The sequence below is a fragment of the Amycolatopsis sp. lyj-112 genome (assembly GCF_046549055.1).
Classification (GTDB): Bacteria; Actinomycetota; Actinomycetes; order Mycobacteriales; family Pseudonocardiaceae; genus Amycolatopsis.
On sequence record NZ_JAJPWS010000001.1, the window covers coordinates 784,469 to 798,835 of the forward strand.

General features: G+C 68.8%; 14 protein-coding genes. 7 read left to right on the forward strand and 7 right to left on the reverse strand.

All coding sequences use genetic code 11. The features are described 5' to 3' along the window. Window positions 1-23: 23 nt before the first annotated feature. The 3 genes from ACLJRL_RS03755 to ACLJRL_RS03765 are packed head-to-tail and all read right to left on the reverse strand — an operon-like array spanning window position 24 to window position 2,475. A complete protein-coding gene (locus tag ACLJRL_RS03755) occupies window positions 24-1,166 on the reverse strand; it encodes a glutamate--cysteine ligase (protein ID WP_410654560.1) in 1,143 nt (380 codons plus the stop codon). 20 nt (window positions 1,167-1,186) lie between these two features. Further along, window positions 1,187-1,708 carry a hypothetical protein gene (locus ACLJRL_RS03760; RefSeq protein ID WP_410654561.1) on the reverse strand — a complete coding sequence of 174 codons (522 nt, stop codon included), beginning with the start codon at window positions 1,706-1,708 and terminating at the stop codon, window positions 1,187-1,189. Further along, complete coding sequence (locus ACLJRL_RS03765; protein ID WP_410655151.1) at window positions 1,705-2,475, reverse strand: alpha/beta hydrolase; 771 nt, start codon at window positions 2,473-2,475, stop codon at window positions 1,705-1,707. The genes ACLJRL_RS03760 and ACLJRL_RS03765 overlap by 4 nt, the downstream gene beginning before the upstream one ends. 214 nt (window positions 2,476-2,689) lie before the next feature. On the opposite strand from ACLJRL_RS03765, the gene ACLJRL_RS03770 reads away from it, so the two are divergent. Both ACLJRL_RS03770 and ACLJRL_RS03775 read left to right on the forward strand, forming a co-directional pair. After that, window positions 2,690-3,451: a lysophospholipid acyltransferase family protein gene (locus ACLJRL_RS03770; RefSeq protein WP_410654562.1), complete on the forward strand. Its 762-nt coding sequence runs from the start codon at window positions 2,690-2,692 to the stop codon at window positions 3,449-3,451. Window positions 3,452-3,471: 20 nt separating this feature from the next. Further along, window positions 3,472-3,957 (forward strand): polyadenylate-specific 3'-exoribonuclease AS, encoded by a 486-nt coding sequence (locus ACLJRL_RS03775; protein ID WP_410654563.1) that lies wholly within the window; start codon window positions 3,472-3,474, stop codon window positions 3,955-3,957. Between the two features lie 82 nt (window positions 3,958-4,039). Here ACLJRL_RS03775 and ACLJRL_RS03780 read toward each other — a convergent pair whose 3' ends face one another. Beyond that, window positions 4,040-5,116, reverse strand: a complete 1,077-nt coding sequence (locus ACLJRL_RS03780; RefSeq protein WP_410654564.1) for a 3-deoxy-7-phosphoheptulonate synthase — start codon at window positions 5,114-5,116, stop codon at window positions 4,040-4,042. Window positions 5,117-5,400: 284 nt separating this feature from the next. Here ACLJRL_RS03780 and ACLJRL_RS03785 point away from each other — a divergent pair, with 284 nt between their 5' ends. Both ACLJRL_RS03785 and ACLJRL_RS03790 read left to right on the forward strand, forming a co-directional pair. Next, entirely contained in the window at window positions 5,401-6,426 is a 1,026-nt protein-coding gene (locus tag ACLJRL_RS03785; RefSeq protein WP_410654565.1) for a 6-phosphofructokinase, read from the forward strand. A 145-nt stretch (window positions 6,427-6,571) separates the two neighbouring features. Then, window positions 6,572-8,086 carry an amidohydrolase family protein gene (locus tag ACLJRL_RS03790; protein WP_410654566.1) on the forward strand — a complete coding sequence of 505 codons (1,515 nt, stop codon included), beginning with the start codon at window positions 6,572-6,574 and terminating at the stop codon, window positions 8,084-8,086. An 87-nt stretch (window positions 8,087-8,173) separates the two neighbouring features. On the opposite strand, the gene ACLJRL_RS03795 is transcribed toward ACLJRL_RS03790, so the two are convergent. The 3 genes from ACLJRL_RS03795 to ACLJRL_RS03805 form a co-directional block, all read right to left on the reverse strand. Continuing rightward, window positions 8,174-9,616 (reverse strand): aromatic amino acid ammonia-lyase, encoded by a 1,443-nt coding sequence (locus ACLJRL_RS03795; protein ID WP_410654567.1) that lies wholly within the window; start codon window positions 9,614-9,616, stop codon window positions 8,174-8,176. A 37-nt stretch (window positions 9,617-9,653) separates the two neighbouring features. Next, window positions 9,654-10,124 (reverse strand): group II truncated hemoglobin, encoded by a 471-nt coding sequence (locus tag ACLJRL_RS03800; protein WP_410654568.1) that lies wholly within the window; start codon window positions 10,122-10,124, stop codon window positions 9,654-9,656. Window positions 10,125-10,263: 139 nt separating this feature from the next. Then, entirely contained in the window at window positions 10,264-10,569 is a 306-nt protein-coding gene (locus tag ACLJRL_RS03805) for an ArsR/SmtB family transcription factor (protein WP_410654569.1), read from the reverse strand. 165 nt (window positions 10,570-10,734) lie between these two features. Here ACLJRL_RS03805 and ACLJRL_RS03810 point away from each other — a divergent pair, with 165 nt between their 5' ends. The 3 genes from ACLJRL_RS03810 (at window position 10,735) to pyk (ending at window position 14,251) form a co-directional block, all read left to right on the forward strand. Continuing rightward, window positions 10,735-11,958, forward strand: coding sequence for a glycoside hydrolase family 18 protein (locus ACLJRL_RS03810; protein ID WP_410654570.1), 1,224 nt, complete (start codon window positions 10,735-10,737; stop codon window positions 11,956-11,958). 92 nt (window positions 11,959-12,050) lie between these two features. Next, window positions 12,051-12,716, forward strand: coding sequence for a DUF2461 domain-containing protein (locus ACLJRL_RS03815; protein WP_410654571.1), 666 nt, complete (start codon window positions 12,051-12,053; stop codon window positions 12,714-12,716). 110 nt (window positions 12,717-12,826) lie between these two features. Beyond that, window positions 12,827-14,251, forward strand: coding sequence for a pyruvate kinase (pyk, locus tag ACLJRL_RS03820; protein ID WP_410654572.1), 1,425 nt, complete (start codon window positions 12,827-12,829; stop codon window positions 14,249-14,251). Window positions 14,252-14,367 lie beyond the last annotated feature (116 nt).

Consider the following 14,367-nt stretch of genomic DNA (forward strand, 5'->3'; position numbering starts at 1 on the left):
CAACTAGAGGACGAAACGCGGCATCAGGGGCGGGCGATCTTCCCGTCGCGCATCTCGGCGATGAGGGACGCGACGACGGCGCGAAGGCTGCCGCTGGACTGCTTCGCCACCGCGCGTTGACGCAGGTAGCTGGGCCCGTACCGCAGGATCGTCTCCACGCCTCGCAGTTCGTCGGCGCAGTTCAGCCGCCGCGCCACCGGTTCGAGCCGGTCCAGCAGGTCCAGGGTGTCGTCGGTGACGGGCCGTTCGTTGCCGGCGGCGTCGAGGATGATGATCGCGTCGATGCCGTAGCGCGCCGCGCGCCACTTGTTCTCCTGGACGTGCCACGGCGGCAGGGTGGGCAGGATCTCGCCGTCGTCGAGGCGCGCGCTGAAGTCGTCGACCAGGCACTGGGTCAGCGCCGCGATCGCGCCGACCTCCTCCAGCGTCGGCAGCCCGTCGCACACGCGCATCTCGATCGTGCCGAAATGCGGCGCCGGCCGGATGTCCCAGCGGATCTCGGAGAAGTGGTCGATCACCCCGGTGGTGAACATGTCGTCGACGTAGCTCTCCAGCTCGGTCCACTTGCGGAACTGGAACGGGAGCCCGGCCGTCGGCAGCTGCTGGAACATCAGCGCGCGGTTCGACGCGTATCCGGTGTCCTCCGCGCCCCAGTACGGCGAAGACGCCGACAGCGCCTGCAGATGCGGCGCGTAGTTGAGCAGCGCGTCCAGCACGGGCAGCGCCTTGTCGCGGTGGTCGAGCCCGACGTGCACGTGGACGCCGTAGATCAGCATCTGCCGCCCCCACCACTGGGTGCGGTCGATGAGCTTGGCGTAGCGCTCCTTGTCGGTGACCTTCTGCTGGTACCAGGTCGAGAACGGGTGCGACCCGGCGGAGAACACCTCCACGCCCAGCGGGTCGAGCACCGAGTGCACGACGTCCAGCGACTCGTTCAGATCGGCCTTGACCTCGGCGATCGTGTCGCAGATCCCGCTGATCACCTCGATGGTGTTGAGCAGCAGCTCCTGCTTGATCTTGGGGTGCTCCTCCTCGCCGCCGGGACGCACGGCGTCGAGCACCTCCTCGGCGACCGAGGCCAGCTCACCGGTCCGCCGGTCGACGAGGGCGAGTTCCCATTCCGCGCCGACCGTCGACCGGCGTGAGGGGGTGAAGTCGATCTTCATGATCGGGATTGTCCGGCAGTTCAGACCTGCGCGCCGTTGTTCGGGTCCGCGCCGGGCGGCGGCCCCTGGCGAACCCGCAGCAGGAGCAGCGCGATCGCGGTCGCCAGCGCCAGGATGCCCAGCGGCGTGCCCAGGCGCGTGCCCATCCCGATCAGGCCGGGTGCGATCAGGAGCAGCAGGCCGAGCACGAAGAACAACAGGACGATGAACGCGCCCTTGCGCGGGCGCGGCAGGGGAGGCGGCTCCGGCGGCACGTAGTGGCCTTCGTCGTCGCTCGAACCGGCCGGGGCGTCCTCGAAGAGGGTCTTGTCCCAGCTGGTGCCGCCGCCGCGCCACCCCGGTTCCGGCTCGGCGTCCGCGGGATCGGGGCGGGGCGTCTTCTCCGACGGCTTTTCAGCCTTCTCGGCCTTTTCGGCGGTCTTCCCGGAGGGTTGCCCGATGTCTTCTTCCGGGATCAGGCCGACGCCCTCCGCCCGGAGGTCGGCCACGATCTCGGCGAACGTCGCGTCGACGTCCTCCGGCCCGTCCTTGCCCCTGCTCATCCGGCGTCCACCTGTCCCGCCCGGCGTACGGTCCGGGCGAAGTCCACCGTACGCGTGAAGATCAGGCCTGCGTCATGGTCTTGAGTCGCGACGTGGAAGCTGTTTTCCAGCACCACCTCGGTGACGTCTTCGCTGCCGATCCCGTCGAGGATGATCCGCGAGTTCTGCGGCTCCACCACATGGTCGACGGCCGAATGCAGCAGCAGTACCGGCTGCGTGACCTTGGGCAGATCGGCGCGGGTGAGCCGCCACAACCGGGCGAGGCTCGCCGCGGCGCGCACCGGCGTCCGCGAGTAGGCCAGTTCCGTTTCGCCCGGCTTCGCGATGTCGTTGGCCACGCCGGGCACCGAGGGCAGCACCTTCGACAGCACCGGCAGCAGCTTGGCGTCCCACCGCAGCGTCATGATCGAGGGGTTCACGAGCACGATTCCGGCGATCCGGTCGCCGAACTCCTCGGCCAGCCGCAGGGTCAGTGTCCCGCCCATCGACAACCCGGCGACGAAGACCGAGTCGCACGTCGAGAACAGCGCGAGAAGCTCTTCGCGGACCGTGCCGTACCAGTCCTCCCAGCCTGTCCGGTTCATGTCCTGCCACCGGGTGCCGTGCCCGGGCAGCAGCGGGCAGCGCACCGTGTAGCCGGCCTCGGCCAGGTGGTCTCCCCAGGGCCGCAGGCTCGCCGGGGTCCCGGTGAATCCATGGCACAACAAGAACCCGGCTTCGGTCGAACCGGTGTGGGCGAACGGTTCCGCGCCGGCGAGGACGGCCATGGGATTGCCTTCCATGAGAGCTGGGTAGGTCTCCTATGTTCGCACGAGCCGAGGGCGTTGTGGGGTCCCGGCCGCAGCCGGAATCCGCCCGGCACGGGTGTGAGATCCGTCGCTGGGTACGGGTAACCGGGTGGACTTCGTTGTGCCTGGGTGGCGGGCTTCGTAGTCTTGACCATCGGGCGCAGGGGTTGAGCTGCTAGGAGGAGTTTTCGCAGTGCTGTACTGGCTCATGAAACACGTGTTTATCGGGCCACTGCTCAAGGCGCTGTGGCCTACCAAGGTGACCGGCGCGGAGAACATCCCGGCGGGTGGTGGCGTGATCCTCGCGGGCAACCACCTGGCGGTCGCGGATTCCTTCTTCATGCCGCTTCGGGTCAAGCGCAAGGTGACCTTCCCGGCCAAATCGGAGTACTTCACCGAGAAGGGCCTCAAGGGCCTGCTGAAGAAGTGGTTCTTCACCGGTGTCGGCCAGTTCCCGATCGACCGCTCCGGCGGCAACGCGGCGCAGGCCGCGCTCGACACCGCGACCCGCCTGGTCCGCGAGGGGCACCTCCTCGGCATCTACCCCGAGGGCACCCGCTCCCCGGACGGCCGCCTGTACAAGGGCAAGACCGGCGTCGCGCGGATCGCGCTCGACTCCGGCGGCCTGGTGGTCCCGGTGGCCATGGTCGGGACCGACAAGGTGAACCCGATCGGCTCGAAGATGTGGTGGCCGCGCCGCCTCGAGATCCGCTTCGGCAAGCCGCTCGACTTCTCGCGCTACGAGGGCCTCGCCGGCGACCGCTTCATCGAGCGGTCCATCACCGACGAGATCATGTACGCCCTGATGGAGCTTTCCGGTCAGGAATACGTCGACATCTACGCCGCCAAGGCGAAGGAACTGCTGGCCGCCGACGAAGCGGGGATCCGCCCGAAGGTGCCCGCGCAGCCGTCCGCCCACGACGTCGCCCGTATCCCGGAGTCCAAGGTCGGCTGAGGCACCACTAGGGTTCTGCGGTGCGATTCTTCTACGACACCGAATTCATCGAGGACGGCGTGACCATCGACCTGGTGTCGATCGGTGTCGTGGACGAAAGAGGACGCGAGTTCTACGCGGTCTCGACCGATTTCGATCCCGGCAAGGCCGGACCCTGGGTCCGCGACCACGTGCTCCCGAAACTCCCTTCGCCCGCGGACCCCGCTTGGCGCAGCCGCGAGAAGATCCGTACGGACCTCCTCGAGTTCTTCGGCAAGCCGCCCGGCGGGATCGAACTGTGGGCCTGGTTCGCCGCCTACGACCACGTCGCGCTGGCGCAGCTGTGGGGCCCGATGCCGGCGCTGCCGCGTCAGCTGCCGCGTTTCACCCGTGACCTGCGGCAACGCTGGGAAGACGCGGGGAAGCCGAAGCTCCCGGCCGCGCCGGACGACCAGCACGACGCCCTCGCGGACGCGCGCCACAACTTCCAGCGGTGGGGGATCATCGAGTCCTACTGGCACCGGTAGGCCTCTCTCGCGTGCTATGAACGGCCCGTTACTTGCAAAATTTGCAAGTAACGGGCCGTTCATAGCGTTCGCGACCCAGCACTCAGCGGCGCGAGTCGACGGCCTCCGCCAATGTGTCCAGGAGGTCGGCCGTCGCGTCCCACCCGAGGCAGGCGTCGGTGATCGACTGCCCGTAGGTCAGCTCGGCCGCCTTGCCCAGTGTCAGGTCCTGACGCCCCGGCACCAGGAAGCTCTCCAGCATCAGCCCGGCGATGCCCCGCTCACCGGCGCCGATCCGCTCGGCGAGTTCGCGGACCACCGCAGCCTGCCGCACGTGGTCCTTCGCGCTGTTGCCGTGGCTCGCGTCGATGATCACGCGCTCCGGCAGCCCCGACTTCGCCAGCCTCGCCAGCGTGTCGGTCACCGTCGCGGCGTCGTAGTTCGGCCCGGCGGCGCTGCCGCGCAGGATCACGTGGCAGTCCTCGTTGCCGGCCGTGGTGATCAGCGCCGCCAGCCCGTCGGGGTTGATCCCGGCGAACACGTGGCTCGCGCCGGCCGCGCGGGTCGCGTCGACGGCGACCTGGACGTCGCCCTCGGTCGAGTTCTTGATCCCGACCGGCATCGACAACGCGCTGCACAGCTGCCGGTGCACCTGGCTCGCCGCGGTCCGCGCGCCGATCGAACCCCAGGTCACGGTGTCGGCGATGAACTGCGGGGTGATCGGGTCGAGGAATTCACAGCCGACCGGCAGGCCCAGCGCGGAGACGTCGAGCAGCAGTTTGCGCGCCATCCGCAGGCCCTGGTTGACCTCGTAGGTGCCGTCGAGGCCGGGGTCGTTGATGAGGCCCTTCCAGCCCAGCGTCGTACGCGGCTTCTCGAAGTAGACGCGCATGACGATGTGCAGGTCGCGGCGGTGTTCTTCGGCTTTGGCGGCGAGGCGGCGGGCGTAGTCGAGCGCGGCGTCCGCGTCGTGCACCGAGCAGGGCCCGACCACGACGAGGAGCCGGTCGTCCCGGCCGTCGAGGATGTCGACGGCCGAGGCCCGCCCGGCTAGGACGGTATCGGCGATCTCCGTCGTCATCGGATGTTCGTGCCGCAGCATCGCGGGCGACAGCAAGGGGTTGATGGCCGCCGTGCGGTGCCCGTCGAGGGCGATCAAGGTGTCAGCGGAGGGAGACATCGCGGGTCTGGTTCCTTTCGAAAGGGATACCGACCCGCGGGACCTCGCCGAGCCGGTTCGAAATCCGGCTCGGAGGTGGAGGTCAGCGCAGGTTCACGCCGCCGTGCCCACCCGGGGCCGGCTTCGTAAACCAGGAATAGCGCTGCACGACGCCAAGCTAGCACATCCGGGACATGGACCGATTCCCGAGGTGGTACGCCCTGCACCGATCCAGAGAACTGCCGCTACGCTGGTGCCGGGACATGTGACTGTCATCTCTACGGAACACAAGACGGAGGCTTTTGATGCGTGTCGGTGTGCTGACCGGTGGTGGCGACTGCCCGGGACTCAACGCGGTGATCCGCGCCGTGGTGCGCAAGGGCATCGAGGTGCACGGCTGGGACATCGTCGGGTTCCGCAACGGCTGGAACGGTCCCCTCACCGGGGACAGCCGTCCGCTCGGCCTGAACGACGTCGAAGACATCCTCACCCGCGGTGGCACGATCCTGCGGTCGTCGCGGACCAACCCGTACAAGGTCGACGGCGGTGTCGACAAGATCAAGTCCGTGCTCGCGGAGCAGCAGGTCGACGCCCTGATCGCGATCGGCGGCGAGGACACCCTCGGCGTCGCGAAGCGGCTCACCGACGACGGCATCGGCGTCGTCGGGGTGCCCAAGACGATCGACAACGACCTCGGCGCCACCGACTACACCTTCGGCTTCGACACGGCGGTCTCGATCGCCACCGAGGCCATCGACCGGCTGCACACCACCGCCGAGTCGCACCACCGTGCCCTCGTCGTCGAGGTCATGGGGCGGCACGCGGGCTGGATCGCGCTGCACTCCGGCCTCGCCGGCGGCGCCAGCGTGATCCTGGTGCCGGAGCGGCACTTCAGTGTCGACCAGGTCGTCGAGTGGGTCGAGCGCCGCTTCGAGAAGGAGTACGCGCCGATCATCGTGGTCGCCGAAGGCGCGCTGCCCGAGGGCGGCGAGGAGCGACTGCTCACCGGCGAGAAGGACGCCTTCGGGCACGTCCGGCTCGGCGGCATCGGCACCTGGCTGGCCGACGAGATCGCGGCCCGCACCGGCAAGGAGTCGCGTGCGGTCGTGCTCGGCCACGTCCAGCGTGGTGGCACGCCGACGGCCTACGACCGCGTGCTCGCCACCCGGTTCGGCCTCAACGCCGTCGACGCCGTCGCCGATGGCGACTTCGGTGTGATGGTCGCGCTGCGCGGCACCGACATCGTGCGGGTCAAGCTTTCCGAGGCGACCGCCGAGCTGAAGACCGTTCCGGCGGAGCGGTACGAAGAGGCCGAAGTCTTCTTCGGCTGATCGATCCACGCTCGATCGTTCCACGACGAAGGCCCCTTACTTTGTGCTGAGCTCAGGTAAGGGGCCTTTGTCGACCTTGCGGCTCCGCACGCGCTACGAGTTGAATCGGCCACTCGGGGGATCAGGTGAAAGGGGCTGGTTTCTCATGGTCGGCGCGGAATCCAACAGGCGGGACTTCCTCCGGTGGCTGGCCGTCAGCGGGGCCGGGGTAGCGGTCGCCGGGATGCTGCCCGGCACGGCCTCGGCGGCCGGTGCGATCGTCGTCATCACGCAGGTCACCCTGATCGACGGCACGGGTTCGGCGCCGCGCCGGGACGTTTCCGTGGTGCTCGCCGACGAGCGGATCGCCTGGGTCGGCGACTCCGGTCAGGTTCCGGACACCGGTGGCGCGCGGGTGATCGACGGCCGGGGGAAGTTCCTCATCCCGGGGCTCTGGGACATGCACACGCATGGTCTGGACCTCGAGGAGATCGTCCCGCCGCTGCACCTGGTCCACGGCGTCACCGGCACCCGCGAGATGTGGGGCTACGCCGAGAACCGGGCCACCCGGGACAAGATCGAACGCGGGGACCTGCTCGGCCCGCGCAGCGTGCTGGCCAGCGGGATCGTCGACGGGCCGGTCACCCTGCTGACCCCGCCGGTGCTCCAGGTGTCGACCGAAGCCGAGGCGAAGGCGGCCGTCCGCGCGGAGAAGGCGGCGGGCGCGGAGTTCGTCAAGATCTACTCCTACCTCGGTGCCGACGCCGCGCGCGCGATCGCGGAGGAGACACGCGCGCAGGACCTGCGGTTCTCCGGGCACTGGCCGTACAAGCTGTCCCACGTCGACGCGAGCGACCTCGGGATGCACAGTTTCGAGCATTTCTTCGGCACGTCCATCCACTGCTCGACCCGGCGCGACGAGATCCTCGCCAGGCTGGTGGAGACGCCCTACGACCCCGAAGCGCCACGGGACTTCTTCAACCTGGCCCGTCAGCTGGAGTTCGAGTCGGTGTCGGCGTACAGCCCCGCCGCGGCTCGCGCCTACTTCGGCCGGCTGCGGCGCAACGGCACCTGGCATTCGCCGACGCTGACGATCAACCGGATCGTCACGCAGCCCGCCGCCACCCACAAGTACGACCCGCGGCTGAAGTACGTGCCCGCCGACCTCCGCGAGTCCTGGGCCATGGGCATCGAGCGGTTCGCGCCGAAGACGCCTGAGCAGATCGCCTTGCAGGAGCGGTATTACCAGGCGACGTTGCGGTTGGTCGGGGAGGCGCACGAAGCCGGCGTCGGGCTCATCGGCGGCACCGACTGCCTCAATCCGTACACGTTCCCCGGAAGCGGGCTGCACGAGGAACTGGCCTTTTTGATCGAGGCCGGGCTCTCGCCGGTGCAGGCGCTCAAGACCGTCACCGCCGACGCGGCGAAATTCCTCGGCAGGGAACGGACTTCGGGCACGGTCACGGCGGGGAAGGAGGCGGATCTCGTGCTGCTGGACGCGAATCCGGCCGCCGACATCCGGAACATCGCGAAGATCGACACGGTGATCACCCGGGGACGCGTCCTGGACCGGACGGCGCGGCGGCGGATGCTCGACGCCGTCGAAGCCGCCGCCAACCGCCCGCCCGCTCCGGCCACGACCGCCCGGCTCCGCTCCCTCGCCCTCCGCGGCTGCTGCTGACCCTCGCCCGCTCACGAGTCCGCGTTTCGTCCTCTAGTTGCGGTGGTTCGTGCCACCAACTAACGCAACTAGAGGACGAAACGCGGGTTAAATGCGGGCGAAGGTGTCCAAAAGGGACACCGCGCGGGCGATGTCCTCGGTGAGCGGACGGTCTTCGACGCTCGGGTCGAGCACGGCCGCGGCGGCCTCGTAGGCGTCCCTCGCGGGCAGGGCGACGAGTTCGGACTTCCGCATCCGCAGCGCCCGGACGGCCGCGACGAGTTCGCACGCCAGCACCTGCTGGTACGCCGTCCCAGCAGCGGTCGCGGCCCGTGCGGCCTGTGTGGAGAAGCTCGCGTGGTCCTCGATCCCGCGGGATACGACGGCGGTGCCCAACGTCGCCGGGAGCGCGGCCTGTCGCAGTTCGGTGAGCGCGTCGTGCGCGACGTACTCCAGGATCATCACGCCCGAACTGCCCGACGGCCCGGCCGCGAGGAACGGCCGCAGCCCGGTGAACTCCGGTTCCACCAGGTCTCCCAGCCGGGCCACCGACAGTTCGGCGACCTGGTGCACCGTCGCCCGCACCTGGTCGAGCGCGGTCGACACGTACGCGGTGTGGAAATGCGCGTGGTGATAGGCGTCCTGGTACTCCGTCGAGATCATCGGGTTCTCGGTGCTGGCGTTGATCTCCACCGCGAGCACGTCGCGCAGGTAGTGGATCGCGTCCAGCGCGGGGCCCTGCACCTGCGGGAACGCCCGGAGCCCGAACGGATCCTGGATCCGGCGCCCGGGTTTCGGCGTGCCCTCCATCCCGAGCAGCCGCCGCATCTCCGCGGCGCACGCGACCTGCCCGGCGTGCGGCCGCGCCTCGTGCACCGGCGTCGCGTAGGCCTCCGGGTTCCCGTCGAGCGCGATGTAGGTCAGCGCGGCGATGGTGTGACTGGCCCTCGTGAGCGTGTCGAGCCGCATGGCCGCGATGGTCGCTTCGGCCAGCGTCGCGGCGTTGCTGCTCATGAACGCCAGCGCGTCACCCGCCTGCACCGGTACCGGCGGCACATCGCCGGCCAGCCACGGCCGTTCCCCGGTGAGCGCGAGCGCGGTTTCGGCGAGCGGGGCGAGGTCGCCGGTGCCGATCGCGCCGAGCCGGTGCACCAGCGGCAACGCCCCGGTCCGGACGGCGTCCGCCAGCGCGCCGATCAGTTCGGGGCTGAGCCCGGCGCGCCCGGCCAGCAGCTGGTTGAGCCGGATCAGCATCATCGCCCTGGTCTGGCCGGGGGACATGACGTCGCCGCTGCCGCCCGCGTGGCTGCGCAGCAGACGCAGGCCGTGGTCGGGCGACTCGCCTTCGCCGACCGGGTCCTCCTTGTTGGCGCCGACGCCGGTGGTGCGGCCGTAGACGACGCGGCGCGTACTCAGCTCCTCGGCGAGCTTCCACGCGCTTTCGGCGTTGCGCAGGGCGGCGATCGGAACGTCAATGCTCAGCGGACCCTCGGTGCTCGCGGCGGTCACGACGTCCGCGCAGCGCAGGGTCCGGCCGTCGACCCGGATCACGGCGGCCTCCTTTCCCGACCGCCCCACTATGGGCCACTCAGTCCGACGGCGGCTGCCAGGGCGGCCTGTTACCCCAGTCCCACTTCGGCATCGGCTCGGGGACGGTGACCTCGCGGCCGGGCTGGGAGAACATCACCGCGAGCCGGCTGCCCCACTCGACATACGCGGCGAAGGCGGACCGGAACTCCGGGTCGGCCGGGAGCCCTGCCTCGTCGGCGGCGTCGAAGAGCAGGTTCACCCAGCGGCGCCGCTGCTCCTCGGTGATCGCCCTGCCGAGGTGCCGCCCGACCATGTGCCGGTGCCCGCCGTGCTCGCCGCTGTAGGTCTCCGGGCCGCCGAACACCTCGGCGAGCCAGATCGCGACGTGCTCGGGGTGGCCGGGGTCCATGTCGCGGAAGACCGGCTCCAGCAACGGGTCCTTCAGGACGTGGCCGTAGAAGATCCGGGTCAGGCTCCGGAAGGCGTCCATCCCGCCCGCCCATTCGTACAATGTCGGCGTCTCGGTCACGTAGGTCCTCCCAGCGGCGATGATCTTCCGGCACGGCAAGGCAACCACCGCCGAAAGCCGGGGGCAACCGCTTACTTTCCGGCGTACCAAGGGAGTACTCGGAGGCCGCGTGCCGCACGTTCGAACCGGTACCTATTCACTAACTGGGTTCGTCCGGGTGCTGTCCGACCGCGTCGATCCGGCCCTCCCAGAACCGGCGGTACGGCGCGAGCCAGGCGTCGACCTCCGCGAGCGGCTCGGGGCGGAGCCGATAGCACCGGCGCTGCGCGGCGACGCGGACGGTGACCAGACCAGCCTCGCGTAGTACGCGCAGGTGCTTCGATACCGCCGGTTGGCTCAATTCGAGGACCTCGACCAGCTCGTTGACCGACCGTTCGCCGTCGCGGAGGAGGTCGAGAATGGTCCGCCGCCGCGGCTCGGCGAGGATCTCGAAAGTCTGCATCATGCGGGGAATGTGCCTCGCAGGGCATATTTCCGTCAAGGAATGTTCGAAAATGTCCATCCGAAAGTCTTGGTATGAACCATTGACGCAGTGGTCTAGTCCACTTAACTTGTGCGTGTCTCCACCGCAGTCTTCTCGTCACTGGTGGTGACCTGGAAGGGAGAACGCATGTCCCGTTTGAGCAGGATCACCGCGATCGTGGGTGCCGCGGCCGTCGCACTGGGAGCGCTGGCCGTCGCCGCGCCGGCGCAGCAGGCGACCGCCGCACCCGAAGCGCAGGACGCGTCGGTCGGAAAGGTCCTCGGGTACTTCGCCGAATGGGGCGTTTACCAGCGGAACTACCATGTGAAGAACATCGACACCTCGGGCTCGGCGAGCAAGCTGACCCATATCAACTACTCGTTCGGCAACGTGACCAACGGCGGCTGCGCGATCGGTGACGCCGAAGCGGCCACCAGTAAGTTCTACGACGCCGCCGCCAGCGTGGACGGTGTCGCGGACACCTGGGACACCGGCGCGCTGCGCGGGAACTTCAACCAGCTGAAGAAGCTCAAGGCCAAGTACCCGAACCTCAAGGTGCTGTGGTCCTTCGGCGGCTGGACCTGGTCCGGCGGCTTCGCGGAGGCCGCGAAGAACCCGGCCGCGTTCGCCGACTCCTGCTACAACCTGCTCAACGACCCGCGCTGGGCCGGTGTCTTCGACGGCATCGACATCGACTGGGAGTACCCGAACGCCTGCGGGCTCTCGTGTGACACCAGCGGTGCCGCCTCGATCAAGAATCTGGCGCAGGCGCTGCGGACCAAGTTCGGCTCGAAGCTGGTCACCGCGGCGATCACCGCCGACGGCACCCCCGGCGGCAAGATCGACGCCGCGGACTACGGCGGCGCCTCGCAGTACTTCGACTGGTACAACGTCATGACCTACGACTACTTCGGCGCGTGGGCCGCGCAGGGCCCGACGGCCCCGCACTCGCCGCTGAACGACTACGCCGGCATCCCGACCGCGGGCTTCCACTCCGACGCGGCGATCCAGAAGCTGAAGAGCAAGGGTGTCCCGGCGGACAAGCTGCTGCTGGGCATCGGGTTCTACGGCCGCGGCTGGACCGGTGTCACCCAGGACGCCCCGGGCGGCACCGCGACCGGTGCGGCGCAGGGCACCTATGAAGCGGGCATCGAGGACTACAAGGTCCTGAAGAGCACCTGCCCGGCCACCGGCACCGTCGCGGGCACCGCCTACGCCAAGTGCGGCGACAACTGGTGGAGCTACGACACCCCGGCGACCATCGGCGGCAAGGTCGGCTACGCCAAGAATCAGGGTCTCGGCGGCGCTTTCTTCTGGGAGCTGTCCGGTGACACCGCCAACGGCGAGCTGATCACCGCTCTGGCCAAGTAAAGACGGAAGTACGTGAAGGCCCCCTTCCTTGCGCCTAGGTGCCGGAAGGGGGCCTTCACGTACTTGTCGGTGGCGGGGATTACCGTCACGGCATGGGTTTCGAGGGTTTCGGTGAGTACGCCATCGACTTCTACGACGGTCTCGAGGCCGACAACTCCAAGTCCTATTGGGACGCGAACCTCGCCACCTACCAGGCCGACGTCCGCGCCCCGATGGAGGCGCTGCTGGCCGAGCTGGTGCCCGAGTTCGGCGACGGATTCGGTGCGGGGAAGGTCTTCCGCCCGTACCGTGACGTCCGGTTCGCCAAGGACAAGACGCCGTACAAGACCCATTGCGGCGCGGTGATCGAGCAGGGGCGTGGCGGCGGCGCGTACTACGTCGAGGTCGGCCCGGCCGGGATGCGCGTCGGCGGAGGCTGCTTCCACTTCGAGTCCGATCAGCTCGCCCGGTTCCGCCGGGCCGTCGACACCGAACCGCACGGCGCCGACCTGGCCAAGCTGCTCGTGAAGCTGGAGAAGGCGGGCTGGGAGATCAACGGCGACCGCCTCAAGTCGAAGCCCCGCGGGTTCGCCGAGGATCATCCGCGGATCGACCTGCTGAGGTACCGCTCGGTGTACGCGGTCCGCGTCTGGGAGCCGGACGACGTCCTGCACGAGCGGGTCGCGCTCGACCGGGTCCGGAAGGCGTGGCGTCAGGTCCGGGCGTTCAACGAATGGGCGCGGGACCGGGTCGGGCCGAGCGAGAAGCCGCGCCGATAACCTTCGAACCCTGTTCAGGGGTTAACCATCGGCCAGGTCAACTGACACTTTTCTTGAACTTTCGGTATCGGTACAGACGAATCCGCGATGAGGGACTACGCTGTACGAACGTGAGCCGACGCGCGAAGATCGTTTGTACCCTGGGCCCCGCGACCGCTACGCCGGAGAAGATGCGGCAACTCGTCGACGCCGGGATGGACGTCGCGAGGATGAACTTCAGCCACGGGACGCACAGCGACCACAAGCAGGTCTACGACCTCATCCGAGCCGCCGCCGCCGAATCCGGTCGTGCGGTGGGCATTCTCGCCGACCTCCAGGGGCCGAAGATCCGTCTCGGCACCTTCGCGGGCGGTCCGGTCGAGTGGCACAACGGCGACATCGTGCGCATCACCGTCGAGGACGTCGCCGGTACGCACGACCGTGTCTCGACCACCTACAAGGGACTCGCCGACGACGCGAAGCCCGGTGACCGCCTGCTCGTCGACGACGGCAAGGTCGGCCTCGTGGTCAAAGAGGTCGAGGGCCCGGACGTCGTGTGCGAGGTCACCGAAGGCGGCCCGGTCAGCAACAACAAGGGCGTTTCCCTGCCGGGCATGGACGTCTCCGTGCCCGCGATGTCCGAAAAGGACATCGAAGACCTCGAGTTCGCGCTCGAACTCGGCGTGGACTTCATCGCGCTGTCGTTCGTCCGCTCGCCGGCCGACATCGACCTCGTCCACCAGGTGATGGACCGGGTCGGCAAGGGCAGGCTCCCGGTGGTCGCGAAGATCGAGAAGCCCGAGGCGGTCTACAACCTCGAGGCCATCGTGCTCGCCTTCGACGCGGTGATGATCGCCCGTGGCGACCTCGGTGTGGAACTCCCGCTGGAGCAGGTCCCGCTGGTGCAGAAGCGCACCATTCAGATCGCCCGCGAGAACGCGAAGCCGGTCATCGTCGCGACGCAGATGCTCGAGTCGATGATCAACAGCTCCCGCCCGACCCGCGCGGAGGCCTCCGACGTCGCCAACGCGGTGCTCGACGGCGCCGACGCGCTCATGCTCTCGGGTGAGACCAGCGTCGGCCGCTACGCCATCGAGGTCGTCCAGACCATGGGCCGCATCATCGAGGCCGTCGAGACCGACTCCCCGGTCGTGCCGCCGCTGTCGCACGTCCCGCGTACCAAGCGCGGCGTCATCTCCTACGCGGCCCGCGACATCGGCGAGCGGCTCAACGCCAAGGCACTGGTCGCCTTCACCCAGTCCGGCGACACGGTCCGGCGGCTCGCGCGGCTGCACACGCGGCTGCCGCTGCTGGCCTTCACGCCGGAGGAGAACGTCCGCAGCCAGCTCGCGATGACCTGGGGCACCACGACGCGGATCGTGCCGAAGGTGGACTCCACCGACCAGATGATCCAGCAGGTCGACCACGCGATGCTCGAAATGGGCAAGTACGCCAAGGGTGACCTGGTGGTCATCGTCGCCGGCTCGCCTCCCGGAACGGTCGGCTCGACCAACCTCATCCGCGTCCACCGCCTCGGCGAAGACGACCACGCCTGACGCACGTCGCGTACTGCTCTTGAAGTGCTATGAACGGCCCGTTACTTGCAAAATTTGCAAGGAACGGGCCGTTCATAGCGTTCCGGGGTGAGGCGAAAGGGGCCTTCATGTACTTC

Excerpts from the sequence above, each read along its gene's own strand:
- ACLJRL_RS03755 (WP_410654560.1), bottom strand. The coding sequence starts at position 1,166 with ATGAAGATCGACTTCACCCCCTCACGCCGGTCGACGGTCGGCGCGGAA.
- ACLJRL_RS03815 (WP_410654571.1), top strand. The coding sequence starts at position 12,051 with ATGGGTTTCGAGGGTTTCGGTGAGTACGCCATCGACTTCTACGACGGT.
- ACLJRL_RS03765 (WP_410655151.1), bottom strand. The coding sequence starts at position 2,475 with ATGGCCGTCCTCGCCGGCGCGGAACCGTTCGCCCACACCGGTTCGACC.
- ACLJRL_RS03760 (WP_410654561.1), bottom strand. The coding sequence starts at position 1,708 with ATGAGCAGGGGCAAGGACGGGCCGGAGGACGTCGACGCGACGTTCGCC.
- ACLJRL_RS03790 (WP_410654566.1), top strand. The coding sequence starts at position 6,572 with ATGGTCGGCGCGGAATCCAACAGGCGGGACTTCCTCCGGTGGCTGGCC.
- ACLJRL_RS03805 (WP_410654569.1), bottom strand. The coding sequence starts at position 10,569 with ATGATGCAGACTTTCGAGATCCTCGCCGAGCCGCGGCGGCGGACCATT.
- ACLJRL_RS03780 (WP_410654564.1), bottom strand. The coding sequence starts at position 5,116 with ATGTCTCCCTCCGCTGACACCTTGATCGCCCTCGACGGGCACCGCACG.
- ACLJRL_RS03785 (WP_410654565.1), top strand. The coding sequence starts at position 5,401 with ATGCGTGTCGGTGTGCTGACCGGTGGTGGCGACTGCCCGGGACTCAAC.
- ACLJRL_RS03810 (WP_410654570.1), top strand. The coding sequence starts at position 10,735 with ATGTCCCGTTTGAGCAGGATCACCGCGATCGTGGGTGCCGCGGCCGTC.